This window comes from Nocardioides sp. dk884, from assembly GCF_009557055.1.
Taxonomy (GTDB): domain Bacteria; phylum Actinomycetota; class Actinomycetes; order Propionibacteriales; family Nocardioidaceae; genus Nocardioides.
Map to the genome: position 1 here is coordinate 1671778 of NZ_CP045649.1, position 19964 is coordinate 1691741.

A 19964-nucleotide genomic window follows, 5' to 3' on the forward strand; every position below is an offset into this window, starting at 1 on the left:
GACTCGGCGGGGGAGGTGGGGGCTCGGGCAAGATGGGGGCATGGGCTTCACGATCGCCAACGAACCAGCCGCTGACCGGGTCCTCGACGAGCACCCCTTCGCGCTGCTGGCCGGGATGATGCTCGACCAGCAGTTCCCGATGGAGCACGCGTTCCGGGGGCCGGCGAAGGTGCTGGAGCGGTTCGGCAGCCTGGACCCCGCGGAGATCGCGGCCGCGGACCCCGAGCGGTTCGCCGAGCTGTGCGCGACCCCGCCGGCGATCCACCGCTTCCCGGGCTCGATGTCGGCACGCCTGCAGGCGCTCGCGGCCATGGTCGAGGAGAAGTACGACGGGCACACCGAGCGGCTGTGGACCGAGGCGACCAGCGGGCGCGACCTGCTCAAGCGGGTGATGGAGCTTCCCGGCTTCGGCAAGCAGAAGGCGCAGATCTTCGTGGCGCTGCTGGCCAAGCAGGTCGGCGTCCGCCCCGAGGGCTGGGAGGCGGCCGTGGGCGACTACGCCCTGGAGGGCTATCGCTCCGTCGCCGACGTCGTGGATGCGACCTCGTTGCAGAAGGTGCGCGACTTCAAGAAGGAGAAGAAGGCGGCCGCGAAGGCGAAGGCCTGAGCTCCGCGTCGCGGGCGGCGCCGGCCGGCCGCACCTCCCCGTGGCGCGCCATGCTGACGGCCCCGGCCACCGCGAGCACGAAGCCCACCGCCGCCGCCGTCCCCCAGCCGGGACGGGTCTGGTCGCCGAGCAGCAGCAGGCCCACCAGCGCCGGCGCCACGGTCTCCCCGACGACGAGGGGCGCCGTCGCCTGAGTGACGCTCCCGCGCTGCAGCGCGATCGAGTAGGTCAGGATCGCCACCGCCCCCGCGAGCACGAGGGCGTACGTCGCCGGGCTGGCCAGCAGGGTGTCGAGCTCGCCGGCGATACGCCCGGGGGACAGGTCGCCGGGCAGCATCCGTGACGCGACGGCGGTGGCGCCGTAGGAGAGCCCGGCGACGGCGCCCAGCGCGGTCGCGCCGGCGGCACCTCCCAGCCGCGCCAGCGGTACGGCGAGGACGGCGAGGACCACCGCGGCCACTAGCACGCCCCACTGCTCGGCATCGCTGACCGACACGCTGCGGTCCTCGGTGGCGGACGCGCCCACCAGCACCAGCCCGGCGACCACGACGGCGACGCCGAGGCGGTCGCGGCGGCTCAGCGGCATCCGGAGGAAGACCGCGCCCAGGATCGCGGTGATCGCCAGGAAGCTCGCGATCACCGACTGCACCACGAAGAGCGGCAGGCTGCGGACCGCGACCAGGCTCAGGAGGAACCCCAGGCCGTCCAGGCAGATGCCCAGGACGTAGGTCCACGAGCGCAGCAGCCGCACCACCAGCCGGGGGTCCAGGCCCTCGACGGCGGTGGTCCGACGGGTCGCGACCGCCTCCAGGATCGAGCTCACGCCGTAGCAGAGCGCGGTCCCGGCGGCGGCCAGCAGCCCGAGCAGCATCCGGTCACGCTAGCCGAGCGGACCGCCACCGCAGCGGTGTCGTGCACACTGGCCTCATGGGGCGCGACCGCCCGCAGGACCGCAGCAGGTCGTGGAGCGAGGTGCTCGACGGCTGGCTGTTCGCGCTGTCGGGGGTCATCGGCGTCTGGTTCGCCTACGTGCTGCTGCGTGACGGGGTGCGGCCCGGCTGGCCCACACTGCTGCTGCTCGTGTTCTGGCTGTTCTTCAGCTATCTCGTGCTGCCGCGCCTGCACCGGATCCTCACCTCGATCTACCTGCCCGGCTACTTCGTCGGGCGGACCCGCACGAGCGACGGCCTGCTCGGCGACCCGGTCAACCTCGGGTTCCTCGGTGCGGAGGAGCAGGTGCACACGGCGATGGACGAGGGCGGGTGGACGCGCGCCGACGAGCTCGACCTGCGCAGCGCGGTCGGGATCGTGCGCGGCGTGCTGCGCGGGCGCAGCTATGCCGGTGCCCCGGTGAGTCCGTTGCGCCTCTTCGACCGCACCCAGGACTTCGCCTACGAGCAGGAGGTCGCGGGCAGTCCGTCCCAGCGCCACCACATCCGGTTCTGGCGCTGCCCGGACGGCTGGCTGCTCCCCGGCGGCGCGCGCGCCGACTGGCTGGCAGCGGCCACCTTCGACCGCGGAGTCGGCCTGTCCTGGTTCACCCTGCAGGTCACCCACCGCATCGACGAGGACACCGACGTCGAGCGCGACTTCGTCGTCTCGACGGTGCGCGCGGCGGCACCCGCCGCGGAGCTGAGCGTGATCAAGAACTTCTCCTCCGGCTACCACCACCGCAACGGCGGCGGGGACCGGATCCGCACCGACGGCGACCTGCCGATCCTGGACCTGCGCTGCGTACCCGTCCCCACCACCCCGCCCGCCCGGGCCGCCGGGGCCGCGGGCGACGATGAGGTGGCATCGGTGCCGCCCCGCAGGCACGTCCCCGAGCTGGTGGTGCTCGGCTGCGGTGTCGCGCTCGCCCGCGCCGCGACGTACGGCGCGGGCGCGCTGGAGCGCGCCAGCCAGGACTCGCCGAGGGCGCTGGCACTGGCCTTCGCCGTGATCGCCGCCGGCGAGGTCGCCCTGGCGCTCCTCGTGCTGTCGGGGCGCAACTGGGCGCGGCTGCTGCTGGCCGCCGGCTGCTCGGTGACCGCGGTGACCGCGATGCTCATCTCCGTCCTCGGCCACGAGCGGCCGGTCGGGGTGGGACAGCTGCTCGCCACGGGTGGCAGCATCCTGGTGCTGCTGGCGCTCTCCAGTCAGGAGGCGCGGGACTACGCGATCGGCCGGAGCGCCCGCGCGACCGGAGCAGGCCGCCGGGGCAGTGCCATGACCCGGGCCCGCGCGGAGACGTCACGATGACCGGGGTGCCGCGCCGCGGCCCGCTCCGCCCGGCCGTCATGGGTGCCGGCGCCGGCGTGCTCTACGCCAACTTCGCCCTCGACTGGGTACGCCGCGGCACGGCGAGCCTGGGGCACATGGTGAGCGAGCTGGCCGCTCCGGGGGAGCCGGACGCCTGGGTCTACCGCGCGTCCGAGGTGGGTGCCGCGGTGCTGGTCGTGCCGCTGCTGCCGGGCGTGCGTGCCGCCCTGCCCGCCGGGCCGGCACGCGAGGTCGTGGTCGGCGCCACGGCGGTCTTCGCGGCCGGTGCGGCACTCGCCGCGCTCGTGCCGACGCCGTTCGGGCCGCGGGTGGTCCGTGAGGAGGTCGACAGGCGTCCGCGCAGCGAGGTGCACGACCGCGCCAGCATCGTCTCCGACACGGGTCTCTACGTCGGCGTCGCGGCCGCCTGGGTGAGCACCCGGCACGCGGGCCCGCGCTGGGTGCACCGGGCCGCCGCCGCGGTGCTCTGCCTGGGGGGAGGCAGCAGCCTGGCGTTCGGCTACGCGAGGCCCTCGGCCCGGCTGCGGTGGGTGGGCGGCATCAGCCAACGGGTCAACGTGGTCGTGATCAGCGCCTGGCTGGGCTGCCTCGGCCTGCTCGCGGCGCGAGCCCGGGATGCTGTGCTCCCGTAACGTGATCGCCACCACTCTGAGCGGGGAGGTTCGGATGACCGAGCGCGCTGTCGAACGCCGCCTGCACCTCCACCTCCCGGCCGACGATCGCTGGCCGGACCGGTTCGCCGGGGTGATGTTCCTCTTCGCCGCGCTGACAGTGGCGGCGGCGCTGGTCCCGCCCTGGCGCGGCTACTTCGCGCGCCCCGACGACGTGGTCTCGCTGCTCGCCATCCCGGTCGTCCCGAGCCTGGTCTACGCGGCCCTGCTGTTCGTCACCGCTGTCGCGCTGCGGCGCCGGCTGCGGGCGGCCTGGTGGGTCACAGTGGTCTGGTGGCTCGGCCTGCCCGAGATCGGCCGGATCGACGCGCTGGTGGACGGCGAGGACGTGGCGCTGGCCGCGATCGGGCTGGTGCTCGTCGCGGCCGCGCTCGTGGTCGCGGTGCGGGTGCGCCACCAGTTCGTCGCCCGGCGGGTTCCGGGCAGTCTCCCGGCCGCCCTCGCGGTGTTCCTCGGCGGCGGGCTGGTGATGGTGCTCGGCGGTGCCGCGCTCGTGGGAGCCTTCGGCAGCTCCCCGTCGTACGCCGAGTCGGTGGGCTACGTCCTGGACCGGATGCTCCTGGACCTCGGGCGGATCGGGTTCGGCTCCGACGCCGCGTCGCCGTGGTGGGTGCGGCTGCTCATCGCGGCGGTCGGTGCCGTGGTGGTCCTCGGCGCCGCCCGCTTCCTGTTCCGCCCGCCCCGCGACACCCGCACGCTCGAGGTCGCCGACGAGGCACGCGTGCGCGGGCTGCTGCGCGACTTCGGCGAGCACGACTCGTTGGGCTACTTCGCGACCAGGCGCGACAAGTCGGTGGTCTGGGACACCGGGTCGGCGCAGACGGGGCGTGCGGGCGTGTCCTATCGCGCGGTCGGCTCGGTCAGCCTCGCCAGCGGCAACCCCGTCGGGGACCCGGCGTACTGGCCGCAGGCGATCGCGCGGTGGCGCGAGGAGGCCCGCGCGAACGGCTGGTCCCTGGCGGTGATGGGCGCCGGTCACGAGGGCGCGCTCGTGTACGCCGACGCCGGGTTGAGCCTGCTCGACATCGGCGACGAGGCGATCGTCGACATGAGCATGTTCTCCCTCAACGCGCCCGGCATGAAGGGGGTGCGCCAGCCGGTCACCCGGCTGCGGCGGCGCGGCTACACCACCCGGGTGCGGCGCCACGCGAGCCTCACCGACGCCGACTTCGCGGCACTCGGCGACGCGGCGGCGTCGTGGCGCGGGGACGGCGGCGACGAGCGGGGCTTCTCGATGGCGCTCGGGCGGCTCGCCGACCCCCTCGACGGCGACTGCGTGCTGGTCGAGGCGCACGCCCCCGACGGGCGGTTGCACGGCTTCCTCAGCTTCGTGCCGTGGGGGCGCGCCGGGCTCTCCCTGGACCTGATGCGCCGCGACCCCACGGCCGACAACGGGCTCGTCGAGCTCATGGTCGCGAGCCTCGCCGACGAGGCGGCGACGTTCGGCATCGGCCCGGTCTCGCTGAACTTCGCGATGTTCCGCGAGGCCTTCGAGCGCGGCGCCGAGCTCGGCGCCGCGCCGGTCGCGCGGCTGTGGCGCCAAGGGCTGCTGCTGGCCAGCCGGACCTGGCAGCTGGAGTCGCTCTACCGCTCCAACGCCAAGTACCTCCCCGAGTGGCAGCCGCGCTACCTGGGCTATGAGTACGCCTCCGACCTGCCGCGGGTCGGCACGGCCGCCGGCAGCGCCGAGGGCTTCCTCACCGCGCCGTCCATCGCCCGGCTGCGGCGCCGCGGCAGCGCCCAGGACGGCGCCGGCGTCGGGGGACTGGAGACCGGCACCCCCGACCACGCCGCCGCCGTCCGGGCGCTCATCCCCCCGGCCCCCGACGTGGTCGCCGAGGCCGTCTCGCCCGAGCACCTGCCCGAGCAGATGCGGGTACGCCGCGCCAAGCTCGACCGGCTGCGCGCCCAGGGGATCGACCCCTACCCGGTCACGGCCCCGCGCACCCACACTCTCGCGCAGGTCCGCGCCATGGTGGGCGCGGAGCCGGTCGTGGACCTGGAGAGCGGGGTCGTGGTGTCGGTCGCCGGGCGCGTGCTGCTCAAGCGCGACATGGGGCACCTCGGCTTCGCCACGCTGCGCGACGGCAGCGGGGACCTGCAGGTGATGGTGGACGCCGAGCACCTCCCGGCCGAGGCGCTGTCGTTCTGGGAGCACGAGATCGACCTCGGCGACCAGGTGAGCGTCACCGGCGAGGTGGTCACCACCCATCGCGGGGAGCTGTCGGTGCGCGCCACGGCGGTGGTGCTCACCAGCAAGGCGCTGCGGCCGCTGCCGGACAAGCACAAGGGCCTCATCGACCCCGACGCCCGGGTGCGGATGCGCTACGTCGACCTGATCGTGCGGCCCGAGGCGCGCACGATCGCCTACCAGCGCGCCGCGGTCGTGCGCAGCGTCCGGGACTCCCTGCAGGCCCGCGGGTTCACCGAGGTCGAGACCCCGATCCTGCAGACCGTCCACGGCGGCGCCAACGCGCGGCCCTTCGAGACCCACATCAACGCCTACGACCTGGACCTCTACCTGCGCATCGCCACCGAGCTGCACCTCAAGCGGCTGCTCGTCGGCGGCATGGAGAAGGTCTTCGAGGTGGGCCGGCAGTTCCGCAACGAGGGCGCGGACTTCAAGCACAACCCGGAGTTCACCTCGCTGGAGGTCTATGAGACCTACGGCGACTACGACACGATGCGGGTGCTCACCCAGGAGCTGATCCAGGAGGCGGCGACCGCGGTCTACGGCTCGCCGGTGGCGCGCCGCGCCGACGCCGACGGCCGGGTCGTCGAGCACGACCTGTCCGGGCAGTGGCCGGTCAAGACGATCTGCCAGGCGGTCTCCGAGGCGCTCGGGGAGGAGGTCACCGCCGACACCCCGCTGCGCACCCTGCGCGGCCATGCCGACCGGATCGGCCTCGAGCTCGACACCGACCGGTCGTGGGGCTTCGTGCTCGAGGAGCTGTACGGCGAGCTGTGCGAGGGCCAGACCACGACGCCGGTGTTCTACACCGACTTCCCCAAGGAGAACGCCCCGCTGACCCGCCCGCACCGCCACGACCCGCGGCTCACCGAGAAGTGGGACCTGGTGATCTTCGGTGCCGAGCAGGGCACGGCGTACTCCGAGCTGATCGACCCCGTCGACCAGCGCGAGCGGCTGGTCGCGCAGTCGCTGCTCGCCGCGGCGGGCGACCCCGAGGCGATGCAGGTCGACGAGGACTTCCTCCAGGCCCTCGAACACGGCATGCCGCCGACCGGCGGGATGGGCCTGGGCATCGACCGGCTGGTCATGAACCTCACCGGCCTCAGCATCCGCGACACCATCCTCTTCCCGCTGGTGAAGCCGCACCCCTGAGCTCCGGTCCTGCCCGGACCGGCGTCCGGCACGGCTGAGCGCGAGCCGAGACGCCCTCGTTGCCCGGATCGTGACCCGCTGCGCGCCGGTGGGGGTCAGACTCCGACCATGGCAGACACCCGCACCAACCGCTCGCGTCCGCTGCTCGCGCCCGCGCTCGGTCTGCTCGTGGCCGTGGGTGGCCTCACCGGCTGCGGCGACGCCGCGTCGGAGGTCGTCTCCGCCGGCGACGTCGAGGTCCTGGTCGCCGAGCCGCTGGGCGGGGTCATGGACGCTCTGCTCACCGGCAGGCTGGTCGTGGTGGACGGGTGTCTCGGCGTCGAGGGCGAGGAGGCCGGGGACCGGATGGTCGTCATCTGGCCGCACGGCACCGAGGTCATCGACGCCGCCGGGCCCGCCATCGACGTCCCGGGCGAGGGCGAGATCGGGATCGGTGACGCCGTCCACGTGGGCGGCGGCGCGGTCGACGACGGCAGCGGCGCCGGCATCGAGGTACCGCAGCCGTGCCGGGACAGTCCGCTGTGGCTGGCGAGCGGCTCGTGAGCGGAAAGGCCCGGAGGCTCCTCGACCGGTTGCGGGAGGAGCTCCCGGAGCGGTTCACGGTGACGTACCGCCCCTGGTAGGTCCGGCTCGGTCAGTGGGCCTCCGGCCCGGTTACGACGTACGCGTGAGGAACGAGAACGACCCGTCCGGCTCCGGCCTCGCCAGCTCGATCTGCGCCACGTCGCGGATCCCGTTCCCACGCGGCCTCGATGTCGCGGGCGTCATAGCTCTCAGCCTGGCCGCCGTCGTCGCCGGTTGCGGCTCGTCGCGCAGCGAGGAGGACCCGGGCGGAGACAACCGAGGTGTCAGCCAGGAGGCCCGCGACGTCGCAGCCGGCGCTCACGAGTCTGCGCCCTGCAGCAGCGCCTGAGGCACCGGAGGCGCGGGGTTGAACACCAGGTGGTCGGGCAGCAGCGAGGCGGCGTCGATGTCGGAGGGCTGCCAGCCCTCGAGGAGCGCCGTGCCGTCGAGGGTGCGGACCGGGCGGTCGAACTCCGTGATCAGCCCCAGCGAGTAGGCGACCCGTCCGGTGAGCTCGCGGGGGTCCGCGGTGCACAGCAGCAGGTTGGCCTCCGCCATCGTCTCCTCGGGCTCCGAGGGCCATCCGGGCACCGCCCGGGCGGCGTTCTCGGTGGCCACACCCCGGTTGGGGGCCAGCGTGTTGACGGCGATCCGGTCGTCGTACAGCTCCATCGCCGCTCCGGTGCTGAGCCGGTCGATCGCGGCCTTGGTGGCGCCGTAGAGCACCGAGCCGAGCAGCGGGTGGGAGTCGTACGGCGGCCCGACGCGGGGGCCGGCGAGGCGGGAGGACAGGTTGACGATCCAGCCGGCGCCCCGCGCACGCATGCTGGGCACGACCGCCTTCATCAGGTCCCAGGTGTTCCAGACGTTGGTCTCCACCGAGTCGTGGAACATGGTCCGGTCGATGTCGAGGAACGAGGCGCCGTGGTGGCGGGCGGCGGCGGCGTTGTTGACCAGGATGTCGACGCGCTCGCCGAAGGCGTCCTCGATCTCGGCGATGAGCGCGGCCCGGTCCAGCTCGGGACGACCGAGGTCGGCGACGAAGTGGCGGGCGGTGCCGCCCTCGGCCGTGATGATCTGGACGGTCTCCTCCAGGGACCCGGCCAGGGCCCCGTCCCCCGGGTGCAGCGTGCGGGAGACCGCGGCGACGGCGATGCCGTCGGAGGCGAGACGGCGGGCCATGGCACGGCCGATGCCGCGGCTGGCACCGGTGACGATGGCGAGGTGGGTCATGCGGGAGCCCCGATCGGGGTCAGGTTGGTCAGCAGGTCGCCGAGCTCGGTGATCACTCCCACGAGGCGAATCCCCGGGCGTCCACCACGTCGGCCAGGTCGGCGCGGGTGGTGCGGAAGTCGTTCACCACGTCGCTCTCGTCGGCGTACCCGAAGCTCACGGCGCAGACCACCTGCCGTTCGGCCGGCAGGTCGAAGAACTCGTGCACCAGCGGCGAGTACGACGCGATCGCCGCCTGGGCGATCGTGGCGATGCCGGCGTCGGTGGCCGCCAGCAGGAAGTGCGAGAGCCAGACCCCGGCGTCGACGAGCGCGTAGGGGCCCAGGTCGCGGTCGACACTGAGGACCGCCACGTGCGGGGCGTCGAAGAACGTGAAGTTGCGCCAGGCCTGCGCGAACCGTGCCGCCTTGTCGTCCCGGGCGATGCCCACGCTGTCGTAGAGCGCCAGCCCGGACTCGCGGCGCCGCTCGGCGTGGACGCCCGTGTAGGGCCCCGGCGGCGCGACGTCGTACGACGCGGTGCTCTCCGGGATCCGCTCGGCGAGGAAGGCGCGCAGCGCGTCGGTCTGCTCACCGGCGGTCACGTGCACCTGCCACGGCTGCACGTTGCACCACGACGGCGCCATTTGCGCGGTGTGGAGCAGGTCGCGGACGAGCGAGGGCTCCACGAGGCGATCGGTGAAGGCGCGGCAGCTGTGCCGGGCGGCGGCCACCTCGGCGACCGAACGGGTGGACAAGGACGTCACGGGCAGGCTCCAGGGTCGGGTGCGGGGCACCACCGTGGCGCGGGGACGGTCCGACGACGTCGGTGTTCCCGGTCAGTGGGCCGCCGGCCTCGGCCCGGGGTCGGCCTCAGGTGGGCTCGTGGGGGATCGCCGCGGCGACTGGTCGGCGAGAAGGACGGCGACGTACTCATCGGTGGGGAGCCCGGGTGCGGTCGACGTTCCCCGGTCAGATGGCGAGGACGGAGGCCGTGATCGTGGACGTCCGATTTCACGACGTAGCAGCGATGGGTGATCCTTCGCACGTGAAAGCAAGCGTCCTTATAGCAACGCTCTGCCTGGTCCTGGGACTCGGGGTAGGAGCGACTGCGCTCGTGTCCGCGCAGCCGAGCTCTGGGCCGTCCCAGCGTCAGCCGGCCACGACGGTGAAGGTGTGCGTCGGCAAGAGGGACGTCGTGGTCGCTGCGAAGTCGACCGGGCGATGCCCGCGCCGTTCCACGCTCACCACCGTCAATCGGACCGGCCCGCGAGGGCCACGGGGTTTCACGGGTCCCTCTGGCGCCGCGCTTCCCGACCTCATCGACGGAGGCACCCCGTGAGCGCCGACGAGGAGCCTCGCAGTCGGCGCGGGTTGTTGGGCTTCCTTCTCGCAGGCGCCGCAGTGAGCGTCGCTGTGACGGCACCACCAGCGGAGGCTGCGGAAGACACCATCGACGGCGGCACCCCCTAGAAGGCGAGCGACCATGACCACGATCAAGCTGCGGCGAGGCACGGCCGCTCAGTGGGCGACTGCCAACCCGGTCCTCGCGCTCGGTGAGCCCGGGTATGTCACCGACACCGGCCTGCTCAAGGTCGGCGACGGTGAGACCCCGTTCGGCACCCTTCCGGGTTTCCTCGACGAGGACGTCCTCCGGGACACGTTCGCTTCGCTCAACGAGGCCGGCGAGCTTGTCGTCGGCGGCAACGTGGTTGAGGTAGCCGGATCAACGGGGCCCCGGTCCGGTATGACCGTGGCTGCACCCAAGAGGAGCAGCGGGCTCGTCACGGACACGAGCTCCGGCTTCACGGACTGGTACGGGCAGGGCACTGTCGGTCACACCCTGACGGAGAAGAAGGCTGGCAAGGGCTCGGTCGTGATGACCGTGAAGCCCAACGACGCCGGACAGTCGATGATGCTGAAGGAGCTGGGCAGCCGCGATCTGTCCCACCAGACCTTCAAGCTGTGGGTCAAGTGCACCGACTGGACGGCCACCGCTCAGGTCCGGTTCCACACCACCCACAACAACGACTTCTTCTACGTCAGCGTCAAGGACGCCTTCGCCTCCACCGAATGGGTCAACAACGAGTGGATGGAGCTGAGCGTCCCGCGCAGCGCGTTCGGCATCCAGGGAGCCCCGGCGTGGGACAACATCAAGATGGTGTCGTTCCTCGGCTGGAGCAGGGTCGACACCACGCCGACGATCTGGTTCAACCACCTCACGGCACACCCTGACGGGGTGGCAGGCAAGGTCAGCATCACGTTCGACGACGGCTTCGCCAGCAACTACAGCGCGGCGACGATCATGGACGAGTTCGGCTACGTCGGAAACACCTTCATCATCCCCGAGCTGCTGGGCACGAGCGGCTACCTGACGCAGGCACAGGTCGAGGACCTCCACGACCGCGGCTGGCTGATCGGTGGGCACGGGGCGACCAACCTCGCCGCCCTGTCCGCCGCCGAAGCGGAGGCGGCTGTCAGCCGCTCCTATGAGTACCTCGCCAGTCACGGCTACCGGGGCTCGGAGCACTTCGCCTATCCGAACGGCGGCAACAACGAGCAGGTCCGCGGCATCGTCCGCCGCTACTTCTCATCGGGCCGCACCATCAACCCCAACGGCAACGGGCAGGGCTACCTCAACGAGTTCCGGATCAACGCTGTCTCGGTGTACGACACCCAGGACGATCGCCAGGTGACCGATCTCGTCGATGCGGCGGTCGCGAACCGCGAGTGGCTCATCCTGTGCTTCCACAAGATCAACGACGACACCGACCATGTGGCGTGGACCGAGACCCGCTTCCGCACCCTGCTCACCTACCTCAAGAACAGCGGCGTCAGCGTGGCACCGATGTTCACCGAGGCTCTGGCCTGATCGTTCGGAACGGTCCGGGTCAGGCTCCTGCTCCCGGGGCGGTGGCGCGCGACGTTCACGCCGCATGCATCCACGCCGCGAACGACGTCGAGCGCGCGTTCGGGCACTTCGGTGGCCATGAGCTCGGGCTCACGGTCGAGGACGATCTCTACTGATAGCGCGGGGCCGGAAACCGCGGCGTGGGCCCAGCGTGCGAATCCTGAGGAGGCGGGTACTGGGGCTCGAATACTATGAAGTCACCAACCCCGTGGCAGTATGTGGTTGCGGCTCTTGACGTTACCGGGCCTTGCCGCGCCCATGAGCCATCCGACGTGAGTAGTTGACGAGAGGTGTTCGTGTCCTCGAACGCGCGAAAGATTCCTGCCGAGGTGCTGGCGCACCCTGCCGTCGTGGCCCTGATCGAGCGCGGGAAGCCGACCGGCACCCTGTCGCCCGAGGATGTTCGGCAGGCCAGTGAGGACGCCGCCGTCGAGCCGCGTCACCTCAAGGCGCTGATGGCGCACCTGAGCTCTGTGGGGATCTCCATCGACCTCGGCGCGGCCAGCAGCCGCGCCGTCGCCGCGACGAGTGCCCGCAAGACCACCACCGCCTCGGCCAAGAAGGCGACGGCGAAGAAGGCCGCCGCCAAGAAGGCCGCGCCGGCCGCGAAGGCCGCCACGGCGGCCGCGGTCGCGGCTCCGGTGATCGGCCCCGATGGCAAGAAGATCCTGCCCGACCTGCCCGACGAGCAGTTCGAGAAGGACGTCGCCACCGACCCGACGATCAAGGAGGACGAGAAGGAAGCCGCCTTCGTCGTCTCCGACGCCGACGACGCCGGTGAGCCCGAGCAGCAGGTCATGGTCGCCGGCGCGACCGCCGACCCGGTCAAGGACTACCTCAAGCAGATCGGCAAGGTGCCCCTCCTCAACGCCGAGATGGAGGTCGAGCTCGCCAAGCGGATCGAGGCCGGTCTCTTCTCCGAGGAGAAGCTCGCGAAGGGCGGCAAGATCCGCCCCGCGCTCCAGGAGGAGCTGGAGTGGATCGCCGAGGACGGCCGCCGCGCCAAGAACCACCTCCTCGAGGCCAACCTGCGACTCGTCGTCTCGCTGGCCAAGCGCTACACCGGCCGCGGCATGCTGTTCCTGGACCTGATCCAGGAGGGCAACCTCGGTCTGATCCGCGCGGTGGAGAAGTTCGACTACACCAAGGGCTACAAGTTCTCGACCTACGCGACGTGGTGGATCCGTCAGGCGATCACCCGCGCGATGGCCGACCAGGCCCGCACCATCCGTATCCCGGTGCACATGGTCGAGGTCATCAACAAGCTCGCCCGTGTGCAGCGCCAGATGCTCCAGGACCTGGGCCGCGAGCCCACCCCGGAGGAGCTGGCCAAGGAGCTCGACATGACCCCCGAGAAGGTCATCGAGGTCCAGAAGTACGGCCGCGAGCCCATCTCGCTGCACACCCCGCTCGGTGAGGACGGCGACTCCGAGTTCGGCGACCTGATCGAGGACTCCGAGGCGATCGTCCCGGCCGACGCGGTCAGCTTCACGCTGCTCCAGGAGCAGCTGCACGCCGTGCTCGACACGCTGTCCGAGCGCGAGGCCGGCGTGGTCTCGATGCGTTTCGGCCTCACCGACGGCCAGCCCAAGACCCTCGACGAGATCGGCAAGGTCTACGGCGTGACCCGCGAGCGGATCCGCCAGATCGAGTCCAAGACGATGTCGAAGCTGCGCCACCCGTCGCGCTCGCAGGTCCTGCGCGACTACCTCGACTGACCCAGGCGCCCCGGCGCACAGACGGCCCGTCCCGCACACTGCGGGGCGGGCCGTTGCGCGTCGTACGGCGTCGTACGGCGGGCGCATGCCGACCCGCGAGCCGGGGGACCGGCCCAGAACATCTGTCCCCATCGGATCGGAGAGCATCGTGCGCACTACTGCTGGCAGGAACACCCCGCGAGGACGTGGCCGGTGGATCGCCGCGCTCGCGGCCGGTGCCGTCTCCGCGACGGTGCTCGGGACCGCGTCGCCCGCGGCCGCCGAGCGAGGCAGCTATCCCGACCCCGCCGACGCCACCGCGTCGCTCAACGACCTGAGGCGCGTGACAGTGGCCCACAACGACGGCGCCCTGCGCCTACGCGTCCGCGTGACCGACCTGCGCGCCACGAGCGACGGAGGATCCGCGGGCCTGACCGTCTGGGTCGACACCGATCGCGGCACGCCCGGCCCGGACCTGCGCCTCGGCACCGGTCTGCAGAGCGGGACCGACTACCAGCTGGTCCGCACCGCCGGATGGAAGCCGAGCAGCGAGGCCCTGACCTGTCCGTACTCGGTGCGGCTGCGCCCGGCCAAGGACGTGGTGGACCTGCGGATCTCCCGGCGCTGCCTGGGTGCGGCGACCGACGAGGTGCGCGTGGCGGTGCGCATGGACGATCACGACGACCCCTCGCACCCGGTGCGCGACTGGTTGGGGGCGCGGCGCTCGCTCACCCCGTGGCTCGAGCGCGGCTGAGAGCTCGGTACGCGCGACGAAGGCCCCGGACATCTGGTCCGGGGCCTTCGTCGAGGTGAGTGGATCTGGGTGTTCAGCGGTCCTCGTCGGAGGTCACCGAGGTGCCACCGAGCTTGTGGGTCTCGTCGATCACGTTGGCCGCGATCTCCTTGAGCTTGTCGCCGTGCTCGCGTGCGTGGTGAGCGCAGAACAGGAGCTCACCGCCGGTCTGGAGCTCCACGCGAAGGTAGGCCTGGGCTCCGCAACGGTCACAGCGGTCCGCTGCCGTCAGCGGAGTGCTGGGGGCAACTGCAGTGGTCACATCGGCCTCATTTCTCATCATTCGGTGTCTTGCTCAACGTATCGGCGGGGTCCAAGATTCCCGACCGCACGTGGTGCCGGACACCTCCATCCAACCATGTGTCCGCCATCACCGCTGGGGGTCCCCCGGGGTGAGACGCCGTCGTCTCGCCCCGCAGCGGCCCCCGGCCTCCGGGCTCGCGCCCTGATAGCGGCTGGTCCGTCGATGTTCAGCTGTGCTGTGCAGGCGGCCCGGTCGAGCGACCGTCCCCCGGTGGAGGAGTGGTGCCCAACCTAGTCGTGTGACATGCCCCCGCCTCGCAGCGTGCCTGCGTCGGTGGTCGGCGTGTCGCAGGTAGATTCGGAGGAGCACGCCGTACGGATTTCTCCCAGCGCAGGAGCCCCACGATCGCCGACAACACCTACAACGCCGCCCACCTGCTGGTCCTGGAGGGCCTCGAGGCGGTCCGCAAGCGACCGGGGATGTACATCGGTTCCACCGACACCCGCGGTCTCATGCACTGCCTGTGGGAGATCATCGACAACGGCGTGGACGAGGCCCTCGGCGGCCACGCGCGCAGCGTCGAGGTCACCCTGCACCCGGACGGGTCCGCGGAGATCCACGACGACGGGCGCGGCATCCCCACCGACAAGGAGCCCAAGACCGGGCTGCCCGGCGTCGAGGTGGTGGCGACCAAGCTGCACGCGGGCGGCAAGTTCGGTGGTGGCTCGTACGTCGCCACCGGTGGTCTGCACGGCGTCGGCCTCTCGGTGGTCAACGCGCTCTCCACGCGCATGGACATCGACGTGCAGCGCTCGCCGGCGGCGCAGGGGCTCTCGTTTCGTCGCGGCGTTCCCGGCGTCTTCGCCGCCGACGGGCCGGACGCCGACTTCGAGGCGCGCTCGGGGCTGACCCGCAAGGGCGCCCGCGTGCCGAAGGGGCGCAGCGGCACCACGATCCGGTTCTGGCCGGACCGCCAGATCTTCACCAAGGACGCCACCTGGGTCTTCGACGAGCTCGTCGCGCGTGCCCGGCAGACCTCCTTCATCGTCCCGGGCCTCGAGCTGGTCATCCGCGACCTGCGCGGCCCGGAGATGGTCGAGGAGAAGTTCCGCCACGACGGTGGCATCGCGGAGTTCGCGGAGTTCCTGGCCACCGACGAGCCGGTGACCGACGTGCTGCGCCTGCAGGGCACGGGCACCTTCACCGAGACCGTGCCGCTGCTCGACGACAAGGGGCACATGACGCCCCAGGAGGTCGAGCGCGAGCTGCAGGTCGACGTGGCGGTGCGCTGGGGCACGGGCTATGAGACCCAGCTGCGCTCCTTCGTCAACGTGATCGCCACCCCGAAGGGCGGCACACACGTGTCCGGCTTCGAGCAGGCCGCGACCCGCACCTTCAACGACGCCATGAAGGCCGCCAAGGTGCTCAAGGTCAACGACGACGACGTCACCAAGGACGACGTGCTGGAGGGTATGACGGCGGTCGTGACGGTGCGCCTCGCCGAGCCGCAGTTCGAGGGCCAGACCAAGGAGATCCTCGGTACGCCTGCGGCTCGCAGCGTGGTCCGCAAGGTGGTCGCCGCCGAGCTCAAGGAGTTCCTGACCTCCACCAAGCGCCATGAGAAGGCCCAGGCCCGGCTGGTCATGGAGAAGGTCCTCGGTGCGGCCAAGACCCGGATCGCCGCCCGCCAGCACAAGGAGACCCAACGCCGCAAGAACGCGCTGGAGTCCTCGACCCTGCCGGCCAAGCTCGCCGACTGCCGCTCCACCGACAACGACCGCACCGAACTGTTCATCGTCGAGGGAGACTCCGCCCTCGGCACGGCCAAGCTGGCGCGTAACTCGGCGTTCCAGGCACTGCTGCCGATCCGCGGCAAGATCCTCAACGTCCAGAAGGCCTCCGTCGGCGACATGCTGAAGAACGCCGAGTGCGCCTCGATCATCCAGGTCGTGGGAGCGGGCTCGGGGCGCAGCTTCGACCTCGACGCGCGGCGCTACGGCCGGATCATCTTCATGGCCGACGCCGACTCCGACGGCGCCCACATCCGCTGCCTGCTGGCGACGTTGTTCTTCAAGTACATGCCCGACCTGATCCGTGAGGGCCGGGTCTACTCGGCGGTCCCGCCGCTGCACCGCATCGAGCTGTCCAACCCCAAGAAGGGGATGGACAAGTACGTCTACACCTATTCCGACGACGAGCTGCAGCGCAAGCTCGCCGAGCTGAAGAAGAAGAACGTGCGCTGGAAGGACCCGGTGCAGCGCTACAAGGGCCTGGGCGAGATGGACGCCGACCAGCTCGCGGAGACCACGATGGACCCGCGGCGCCGTACCCTGCGCCGGATCACCATCGACGACGCCGACGCCGCCACGAACGTCTTCGAGCTGCTGATGGGCTCGGAGGTCGCTCCGCGCAAGGAGTTCATCGTGCAGGGCGCCTACGAGGTCGATGTGGAGACGCTGGACGCCTGAGGGTCTGGACTCGCGGGCCGGTTGCCCGCGGGTGCACGTAACTCAGCAATTGCTGGGAAAAGCACCGGCCGAGGGCCGTACGAGGTGCTTTTCCCAGCAATTGCGCGGTTATGTGCGCAACCCCGGGCCGAGCAGCCCAGGGTGCGCCGAGGGCTCAGACCACCCGGTCGAGCAGGCCGCTGTCCACGTCGTAGATGAAGCCGCCGATCAGGACCCGCTCGGGGATCAGCGGGTGGCTGCGGAGCTTGCGCACGTCCATCTCCAGGGTGCGGCGCTGGTCCTCGACCACGTGGAAGCGGTGCCAGGTGGCGTCGGTGCCGGCGGACTCGGAGACGCGCGCGGCGATCTCCTCCTCGGAGTTCGAGGCCACGGCGCAGCGGGTGTGGGGGACCACGAGCACGCGCTGCACGTTGAGCAGGTGCGCGCCCAGCACGATGGCCTCGGTCGCGGCCTCGGTGACGCGGCCGCCGGGGTTGCGGAAGATCTTGGCGTCGCCCGGCTGGAGACCGAGCATCCCGAGCGGGTCGATGCGCGAGTCCATGCAGGTGACGATGGCGATCCCGGCCTTCGCAATGCCGTCGAAACCGCTGTAGCGGAAGTCCGAGGCGAAGTCGCGGTTCGCAGCGAGCAGGTCGGCGAATTCGGTGTCGTTGTCCACGACCGGCAAGATATCGGGCGCTCAGCCCGCCGAGCGCAGCAGGTCGCCCGCCGGGAGCGCCCGCGTCGCTGCGCCGCGGAACAGCGCCAGCGCGAGCAGCGCCGCGACCACCGCGCACCCGGCCGCGCCGAGGAACACCGTCTGCTCCTGGGCCACGCCCGCCTCCCGCAGCAGGTCGGAGTACGCCGGGCAGCGGCTGGCGCCCTCGCAGACCTCGCGGACCCTCGGGAGGTCGCCCTGCTCGGCGTAGTACGCCCGCAGGCCGAGGGTGGTGAGCGCCGAGATGCCGACCAGCATGCCGACCATCCGCGCCACCACCACCAGCGCGCTGGCCAGCCCGTGCACGGCGTGGGCGGTGCTGGCCAGGACGGCGGCGTTGACCGGCGCCAGCGCGAGGCCGAACCCGAGCCCGGTCAGCACCAGCGGCACGTTGGCGGACAGGTGCTCGAGGGCGTCGGCGTTCCAGGTGCTCATCCACCCGAAGCCGGCCGCGGCCAGGCCCATCCCGGCGGCGGTCACGACGCCGGCGCTCACCCGGCGGGTCAGGAACCCGCCGAGGACGGCGCCGACCGGCAGAGCCACCAGGAACCGCACCAGCACGAGCGCGGCGAGCAGCTGGGAGTCGCGGTGCACCGTCGAGCGGGCGAACAGCGGGATGTCGATCAGCGCCGCGATCAGGGCGGCGCCCACGAAGAAGCTCACGAGCACCGCCCCCCAGGCCGGTACGGCGCGCAGCGCGCCCCGCGGCACGATCGGGTCCTCGGCTCGCCGCACGTGCCACACGAAGGCGCCGGCGGCCAGGGCGGCGCCGAGGAGGTACCACAGCCCCTGCTCGGAGAAGACCTCGATCTTGGGGTCGGCGGTCGCGAAGGCGAGCACCACCCCGCCCAGCGCCGCGGACAGGAACAGTGCGCCGAGCAGGTCGGCCTCGCGGGCGCTGCGGGCCCAGCCGCGCAGGTCCACCAGCGGTCGCCGGGCGGTGAGGCAGCGCGCGGTGAGCAGCACCAGCGCCGCGACGGCGACCAGCCCGACGGGAGTCAGCCAGCGGCCTCTGCCGACGACGGGGATGAACAGCTGTCCCCACGTCAGGTCGCGCAGCAGCGGCGGCGGCAGCGTGAAGACCAGCCCGGCGCTGAGCACGAGCACCAGGGCCAGGCCCAGCCCCGGCCAGTCGAAGCGGACCCGTGGCGGGCCTGCGGCCGCGGCGCCGGACGCGGGCCCGGCGCCGCGTGCCGCGGCGCGGATGGCCAGGGCCAGCACGACACCCACGAGCAGGTTGACCGCGAAGATCACCCGCCAGTCGTCGGCCAGCGCCATCACGACGGCGCCGAACAGCGGGCCCAGCACGCTGCCGATCTCCTGCACGGCCGAGACGACGCCGAGCGGCACCCCGCGCCGGTGGGCGGGGTAGAGGTCGGCGACCAGGGCCAGCGTCGCGGGCACCAGCCCGCCGCCGCCGACGCCCTGGAGGAACCGCCCGCCGACCATCGAGGTCATGTCGTAGGCGAAGGTCGTGATCAGCGAGCCGACCGCGAACAGCACCAGCGCGGCGAGGAGCACCGGGACCCGCCCGCGCAGGTCCGCGATGCGCCCGATCAGCGGCAGCATCGCGACGTACCCGAGCAGGAAGCCCGAGACGATCGGCGCCGAGCGCTGGAGCTCCTCCGGTGAGATGCCGACCGACCCGCTCATCTCCGGCAGCACCAGCACCACGACATAGGTGTCGGCCGCCGCGAAGGCCACCGCGACCGAGGCCAGGGCCAGCAGCAGACGCGGGCGGGTCAGCACCCGGCGCTCCGGGTCGCCGGGCGCCGCCGGTGCCGCGCTCACGGGGCCGTGATGTCCTGGCTGGTGCCGTAGTCGCTGAACCCGATCGTGTAGGTCATCGACTCGGAGTCGGGGTAGAACACCCCGGTCAGCACGACCTCGCGCAGCTCGCCGTCGTCGGAGACGGTGTACGCCGCGTCGAAGTCGCCCGACGCGGTCGGGATGATGTTCTCGACCGCGGAGCCGGGCACGGTGCCGGTGTACTCGGTCAGCACGTCGCGGTTGTCGGTGCCGCCGCGGACCTGCTCGCCCTGCTCGAGGTCGGTGGTGGCGGGCAGCAGTGAGGAGAAGCCCGCCTCGGGGCTCATCAGCTGCGCCGGGTCGGGCGCGCCGAACTCCCCGGGATCGATGTCGGACCAGCCGGTGCTCAGCGGGAGCTGGGCGTAGACGACGTCGTCGACGGCGACGACCGGCACGTCCGGCTCGAAGCCGGAGTAGCGGACCTTGATGGTCCCCTCGAAGGCCGGGGCGCGGGTGCCCACGCCGTCGGCGCCGATCAGGCCCTCGAGGCCCTCGGGCAGGTCGTCGGTGTGCAGGGTGATCCGCACCCCGCTGGTCTCGTCGAAGGTCGTCTTGGCCTCGGCCAGGACGTCCTCGGGCGTCTCGGAGCCGTCCCCGGACCCGTCGTCGCCGGAGCACGCGCTCGCGGTCAGGGCCAGGGTCAGCGCGGCGACAGCGGCGCGCGCGGGGAGGGATCGGCGCATGCGC

At 72.0% G+C, this 19964-nt stretch carries 15 protein-coding genes and 1 pseudogene; 9 read left to right on the plus strand and 7 right to left on the minus strand.

Annotated features, from left to right (window positions below; translation table 11 throughout):
* Window positions 1–40: 40 nt before the first annotated feature.
* On the plus strand, window positions 41–607 hold the full coding sequence (locus tag GFH29_RS08110; RefSeq protein WP_153322862.1) for an HhH-GPD-type base excision DNA repair protein: 567 nt from the start codon (window positions 41–43) through the stop codon (window positions 605–607).
* On the opposite strand, the gene GFH29_RS08115 is transcribed toward GFH29_RS08110, so the two are convergent.
* Window positions 567–1478 (minus strand): hypothetical protein, encoded by a 912-nt coding sequence (locus GFH29_RS08115; RefSeq protein WP_194288999.1) that lies wholly within the window; start codon window positions 1476–1478, stop codon window positions 567–569. The two genes, GFH29_RS08110 and GFH29_RS08115, sit on opposite strands and share 41 nt — an antisense overlap.
* A gap of 56 nt (window positions 1479–1534) precedes the next feature.
* Here GFH29_RS08115 and GFH29_RS08120 point away from each other — a divergent pair, with 56 nt between their 5' ends.
* From GFH29_RS08120 to GFH29_RS08135, 4 genes are all read left to right on the plus strand, one after another.
* A complete protein-coding gene (locus GFH29_RS08120; RefSeq protein ID WP_153322863.1) occupies window positions 1535–2848 on the plus strand; it encodes an LssY C-terminal domain-containing protein in 1314 nt (437 codons plus the stop codon).
* Window positions 2845–3501 (plus strand): DUF998 domain-containing protein, encoded by a 657-nt coding sequence (locus tag GFH29_RS08125; RefSeq protein ID WP_153322864.1) that lies wholly within the window; start codon window positions 2845–2847, stop codon window positions 3499–3501. Before GFH29_RS08120 ends, GFH29_RS08125 begins: the two co-directional genes overlap by 4 nt.
* Before the next feature lie 34 nt (window positions 3502–3535).
* Window positions 3536–6883: a bifunctional lysylphosphatidylglycerol synthetase/lysine--tRNA ligase LysX gene (gene lysX, locus GFH29_RS08130; RefSeq protein ID WP_194288998.1), complete on the plus strand. Its 3348-nt coding sequence runs from the start codon at window positions 3536–3538 to the stop codon at window positions 6881–6883.
* A 108-nt stretch (window positions 6884–6991) separates the two neighbouring features.
* Window positions 6992–7426, plus strand: coding sequence for a hypothetical protein (locus tag GFH29_RS08135; protein ID WP_153322866.1), 435 nt, complete (start codon window positions 6992–6994; stop codon window positions 7424–7426).
* Window positions 7427–7765: 339 nt separating this feature from the next.
* Here the strand turns inward: GFH29_RS08135 and GFH29_RS08140 are convergent, their stop codons facing one another.
* The gene (locus tag GFH29_RS08140; RefSeq protein ID WP_153322867.1) at window positions 7766–8680 is read right to left on the minus strand and encodes an SDR family NAD(P)-dependent oxidoreductase; all 915 of its coding nucleotides are present in this window, start codon (window positions 8678–8680) and stop codon (window positions 7766–7768) included.
* A 52-nt stretch (window positions 8681–8732) separates the two neighbouring features.
* Window positions 8733–9425, minus strand: coding sequence for a nitroreductase (locus GFH29_RS08145; protein ID WP_153322868.1), 693 nt, complete (start codon window positions 9423–9425; stop codon window positions 8733–8735).
* A 719-nt stretch (window positions 9426–10144) separates the two neighbouring features.
* Between GFH29_RS08145 and GFH29_RS08150 the strand changes: the two genes are divergently transcribed.
* The 3 genes and pseudogenes from GFH29_RS08150 to GFH29_RS08160 all read left to right on the plus strand — a co-directional run bounded on the left by GFH29_RS08150 (window position 10145) and on the right by GFH29_RS08160 (window position 14020).
* Entirely contained in the window at window positions 10145–11530 is a 1386-nt protein-coding gene (locus GFH29_RS08150; RefSeq protein WP_153322869.1) for a polysaccharide deacetylase family protein, read from the plus strand.
* Window positions 11531–12315: 785 nt separating this feature from the next.
* A pseudogene (locus tag GFH29_RS08155) lies at window positions 12316–13287 on the plus strand (RNA polymerase sigma factor); the annotation flags it as partial.
* Window positions 13288–13435: 148 nt separating this feature from the next.
* A complete protein-coding gene (locus GFH29_RS08160) occupies window positions 13436–14020 on the plus strand; it encodes a hypothetical protein (protein ID WP_153322871.1) in 585 nt (194 codons plus the stop codon).
* A 73-nt stretch (window positions 14021–14093) separates the two neighbouring features.
* Here GFH29_RS08160 and GFH29_RS08165 read toward each other — a convergent pair whose 3' ends face one another.
* Window positions 14094–14342 (minus strand): hypothetical protein, encoded by a 249-nt coding sequence (locus GFH29_RS08165; RefSeq protein WP_194288997.1) that lies wholly within the window; start codon window positions 14340–14342, stop codon window positions 14094–14096.
* A gap of 365 nt (window positions 14343–14707) precedes the next feature.
* Here GFH29_RS08165 and GFH29_RS08170 point away from each other — a divergent pair, with 365 nt between their 5' ends.
* A complete protein-coding gene (locus GFH29_RS08170; protein WP_153322873.1) occupies window positions 14708–16771 on the plus strand; it encodes a DNA gyrase/topoisomerase IV subunit B in 2064 nt (687 codons plus the stop codon).
* Between the two features lie 154 nt (window positions 16772–16925).
* Here GFH29_RS08170 and GFH29_RS08175 read toward each other — a convergent pair whose 3' ends face one another.
* From GFH29_RS08175 to GFH29_RS08185, 3 genes are read right to left on the minus strand one after another with little or no spacing between them, the layout of a single operon-like run.
* Entirely contained in the window at window positions 16926–17429 is a 504-nt protein-coding gene (locus GFH29_RS08175) for a beta-class carbonic anhydrase (protein ID WP_153322874.1), read from the minus strand.
* Between the two features lie 21 nt (window positions 17430–17450).
* Window positions 17451–19259 carry an MFS transporter gene (locus GFH29_RS08180; protein ID WP_228387837.1) on the minus strand — a complete coding sequence of 603 codons (1809 nt, stop codon included), beginning with the start codon at window positions 19257–19259 and terminating at the stop codon, window positions 17451–17453.
* Window positions 19256–19960, minus strand: coding sequence for an LppX_LprAFG lipoprotein (locus GFH29_RS08185; RefSeq protein WP_153322875.1), 705 nt, complete (start codon window positions 19958–19960; stop codon window positions 19256–19258). Before GFH29_RS08185 ends, GFH29_RS08180 begins: the two co-directional genes overlap by 4 nt.
* Window positions 19961–19964: the final 4 nt, after the last annotated feature.

Bases quoted from the DNA above. Each gene is read 5' to 3' on its own strand.
- GFH29_RS08110 (WP_153322862.1), top strand. From the start codon at position 41: ATGGGCTTCACGATCGCCAACGAACCAGCCGCTGACCGGGTCCTCGAC.
- GFH29_RS08115 (WP_194288999.1), bottom strand. From the start codon at position 1,478: ATGCTGCTCGGGCTGCTGGCCGCCGCCGGGACCGCGCTCTGCTACGGC.
- GFH29_RS08120 (WP_153322863.1), top strand. From the start codon at position 1,535: ATGGGGCGCGACCGCCCGCAGGACCGCAGCAGGTCGTGGAGCGAGGTG.
- GFH29_RS08125 (WP_153322864.1), top strand. From the start codon at position 2,845: ATGACCGGGGTGCCGCGCCGCGGCCCGCTCCGCCCGGCCGTCATGGGT.
- lysX (WP_194288998.1), top strand. From the start codon at position 3,536: ATGACCGAGCGCGCTGTCGAACGCCGCCTGCACCTCCACCTCCCGGCC.
- GFH29_RS08135 (WP_153322866.1), top strand. From the start codon at position 6,992: ATGGCAGACACCCGCACCAACCGCTCGCGTCCGCTGCTCGCGCCCGCG.
- GFH29_RS08140 (WP_153322867.1), bottom strand. From the start codon at position 8,680: ATGACCCACCTCGCCATCGTCACCGGTGCCAGCCGCGGCATCGGCCGT.
- GFH29_RS08150 (WP_153322869.1), top strand. From the start codon at position 10,145: ATGACCACGATCAAGCTGCGGCGAGGCACGGCCGCTCAGTGGGCGACT.
- GFH29_RS08165 (WP_194288997.1), bottom strand. From the start codon at position 14,342: ATGATGAGAAATGAGGCCGATGTGACCACTGCAGTTGCCCCCAGCACT.
- GFH29_RS08185 (WP_153322875.1), bottom strand. From the start codon at position 19,960: ATGCGCCGATCCCTCCCCGCGCGCGCCGCTGTCGCCGCGCTGACCCTG.